2 protein-coding genes and 1 pseudogene are annotated in these 3,438 nt (G+C 67.5%); 1 reads left to right on the forward strand and 2 read right to left on the reverse strand.

Annotated features, from left to right (window positions below):
• Together H926_RS34365 and H926_RS0123785 are read right to left on the reverse strand one after the other, a co-directional pair.
• Window positions 1-357 (reverse strand): annotated as a pseudogene (locus H926_RS34365) (glyoxylate/hydroxypyruvate reductase A); the annotation flags it as partial.
• Between the two features lie 33 nt (window positions 358-390).
• Window positions 391-1,383, reverse strand: a complete 993-nt coding sequence (locus tag H926_RS0123785; RefSeq protein ID WP_022678455.1) for a DUF3667 domain-containing protein — start codon at window positions 1,381-1,383, stop codon at window positions 391-393.
• A gap of 152 nt (window positions 1,384-1,535) precedes the next feature.
• Here H926_RS0123785 and H926_RS30395 point away from each other — a divergent pair, with 152 nt between their 5' ends.
• A complete protein-coding gene (locus H926_RS30395; RefSeq protein ID WP_022678456.1) occupies window positions 1,536-3,185 on the forward strand; it encodes a M23 family metallopeptidase in 1,650 nt (549 codons plus the stop codon).
• The last annotated feature ends 253 nt before the right edge of the window (window positions 3,186-3,438 follow it).

Raw genomic sequence — 3,438 nt, forward strand, 5'->3', positions numbered from 1 at the left:
GCGATGCAGCATCAAGACATGGCCCAGCACCGCTTCGGCCATGTCGGCCGCCAGCTGTGGATCGATCAGCCGGGCGAGCGTGACCGGTGGCAGCGCAGGATCGGCCAGCAGACCATCGACGCCGGCCCAGGCGCTTTGCATCAGGCACAGGGCCGGCAGCCGCGCCAGCAGCCCCGGCGGCGGATTGGCGACCACGGCCACGGTGATATCGGCCAGTAGCGCTGATGGCGGCGGGGTATCCTCCGCGCCGCTCCAGGCCACGATGGTATCATCGGGCAGCGCCGCTCCAAGCGCCCGCGTCCAGGTGGCCATGGCCGGGGCTGGCAGATCGGCCAGGAACAGGATCGGCACGGGCAAGACGTCTCCCCAGGCGTTTCACGTGGAACAGCGTTATTCGGCGCTGGTTTGCGCCAGGATCACTCCCGCAAACAGCAGCAGGGCGATCATAGCAAAGACCAGCAGCGCTGCGGTGCGCCACAGCGCCCCTGCCCGACCGCAGCCATAGGTGCCGCGCACCTGGCGATAGATATGCAGCGGCGGCACGATCAGCGTGGCCAGCGCCACACCGGGCAGGCCGATGCGGTTGGCGATCATCAGCACCACGGAAAACAGCGTCATGAACGCCAGCGAAAAGGTGACGAACACGGTGTGGTCGTAAAGCTGGAAGCGCCGGCTGAACGGGAACAGCAGCCACAGCATAGGCACCGAAATCGGGATCAGCGCCCAGCTGTATTTATAGGCGTAGGATTGCAGCTTGTAGAGCGCCAGGCCCGGATTGGTACGGAATGCCTCCAGAACGTGGGCCAGCACGGGAATGTCGCTGCTCACGCGCGGGGTACCGCTGCCCGGTGCCGAGGGCGCCATGTTTTCCAGGATATCGAGCGAGGTTTTCTGCGTGTCGATCTGATCGTCGATCACTGCGGTGCTTTTGTGCTGCGCCAACAACTGCGCGCGCTGCGCTTCCAGCTTGGCCAGCTTGCTTTGCGTTTCGGCCTTGCCCTGGTCCAGGCTCTTGCCATTGTCGGCCGCGCTGGGGTTCCAGTGCCATTCGCCACTGATCTGGTGAAACACCGCAAACATCAGGAACACGCTGAACAGGAACAGCGCCAGGGGCGAGACGAAGCGCACCCGCTGTCCGTCGATATAGCGCCGGGTCAGTTCGCCCGGGCGCCAGGCGAGCATGGGCAGGGTGTGCCAGATGCGCCCTTCGAAGTGGAAAACCCCGTGGAGAAGGTCGTGGAAAAACGCCCCTAGCGTGCGGTGGACATGCGCCGCCTGGCCGCAGGCATGGCAGTGGCTGCCCAGCAGCGGCGTGGCGCAGTTGAGGCAGGCAGTTTCATGCGTGTGGCCATCCTGGCCAACCGCAAGGGCCGGTTCCGACATTGCTCGATTTCCCCCTTCGTTGCTCCAGATTGCGGCGTTCCGCGCCTATCCGCAAGCCCCGCCCCACCACTTTACGGGCTGTTAACCCTGGTGAGGCAGGGAGAAGGCAGGGGTTTTGCCCGGATGGGCCTGGACAAGGGAATCACACGGGCGTGCACGGGCCCAGCGACAGTTTCGGCAGCTTTGGCAAGGGCATCGGCGCCGCTGGCCTGGGTGGCGGCGGCTTTGCGCGCAGCACCGTGCCTGGCGGCTTTGGCACGCGCCGCGCCCCGATCGTTACCCCTGCCCTGCCCGGTACGCCCCTGCCCGGTACGCCCCTGCCCGGTGCGCCTGATTGGCGCCAGTCGCCCCACCCGTTTGCCCGCCGCTGGCTGGGTGCGTGCGTGCGCATCGAGCGCGCGGCTGCGCGCTGGCTGCATGTGCACGATCTGGCCCAGGATATTGGCAGCCGCCGCTGGCTGCATGGTGCGGCCACTGGTGCCACGCTGGCCGCTGCCGCGCTGGCGCTATGGCCCAGTTTCGCCCCGCTCCAGGCTGCGCCGCTGCAAGCGCTCGATGATGGCATGGCGCAGGAATTTGCCGCGCAAGGCATTCGTCCGTTGGCCCAGGGCGCCAGCAACGGCCGCCACTTTGCCGCCACTGCGCGGGTGATCCACCTCGCCGCCGCGCCCGAACGGGCGACCATTGCCCTTACCGCCACGCTGGGTGAAAATGACAGCCTGGCGCGCATGCTGCAACGCTCGGGCCTGGCCGGCAGCGATGCCGCGCAAGTGGCGGGCCTTATCACCCGCGCCCTGCCGCCCGAACAACTGCTGCCCGGCACGCGCTTTGCGATGACGCTGGGCGCCCACGCCAACCCGTTCGATCCGCGCCCGCTGGAAAAGCTCAGCGTACGGGCGCGGTTTGACCTGGCCATCGATATCGTGCGCCAAGGCGGCGGCCTGGCGCTGCACCAGCGCGCGATCCCGGTCGATACCACGCCGATGCGCCTGACCGGCATTGTCGGTAGCAGCCTCTATCGCTCTGCCCGCGCCGCCGGGGCCAGCCCGCAGGCGGTGCAGGACTATCTGCGCACGATCGATACCGTGCTGCCGTTCGAAGACATCGCTCCCACGGACGAATTCGACCTGGTGGTGGCCTACAAGCGCGCCGCCGATGGCCAGGGGCAGATGGGTGATCTGCTCTATGCCGGGGTGCGCCGGGGATCGCAGCAACGCGCGCAATTGCTGCGCTGGGGCAACCAGGGCGAATTCATGAGCCCCGAGGCAATGAAGGGCACGATGGCGGGCAGCACATCGGCCGGCGCGCTGGCCGCGCCGGTGGATGGACACATCACCTCGGGCTTTGGCTGGCGCCGCCATCCCATCCTGGGCTACGTGCGCCTGCACGCCGGCATCGATTTCGGGGCGGCCTGGGGCGCGCCGATCCATGCGGTCAGCGACGGTACGGTTACCTTTGCCGGGTGGCATGGCGGGCATGGCGAATATGTGCGCCTCGATCACGGGGGTGGCATCGGCACCGGCTATGGCCACATGAGCCGCATTGCCGTGGCGCCTGGCACCCATGTCGTGCGGGGGCAGGTGATCGGCTATGTCGGCTCCACCGGCCTGTCGACCGGGCCACACCTGCACTATGAACTCTATCGCGGTGGCCAAGTGGTCGATCCCGGCTCGTTCAGCATGATCATGCGCCCGCGCAGTGTCGATCCGGCGCAACTGGCCGCCTATCGCGCCCGGCTCAATGCCTTGATGGCGCTGCGGCCGATTGCGCCCGCTGCCCTTCATTCATCCGAGGTTCGGTGATCGCAAGGCAGCAGTCTGATTACCGCGAAGCCGTTGACGCCCTTGGCTGCCCTCCATAGGGAGCGGGCGGTAGAAAGGCAGGACGGTTTTCTTGGGCAAGCGCAGATGGATCATGGTGCTGGACCGTGGGGCGGTCCTGTTCATCGGCATTGCCGTGGGCACTGTGCTGGGCCTCTCGTTCCGCACCGGGGGCAAGCCGTGGCAGGCGCTGCCGGGCTGGGATGCTGGCGCGCCGCTGGCCGATACGGCGCCC

The sequence above is a fragment of the Novosphingobium sp. B-7 genome, assembly GCF_000410615.1.
Taxonomy (GTDB): Bacteria; Pseudomonadota; Alphaproteobacteria; order Sphingomonadales; family Sphingomonadaceae; genus Novosphingobium; species Novosphingobium capsulatum.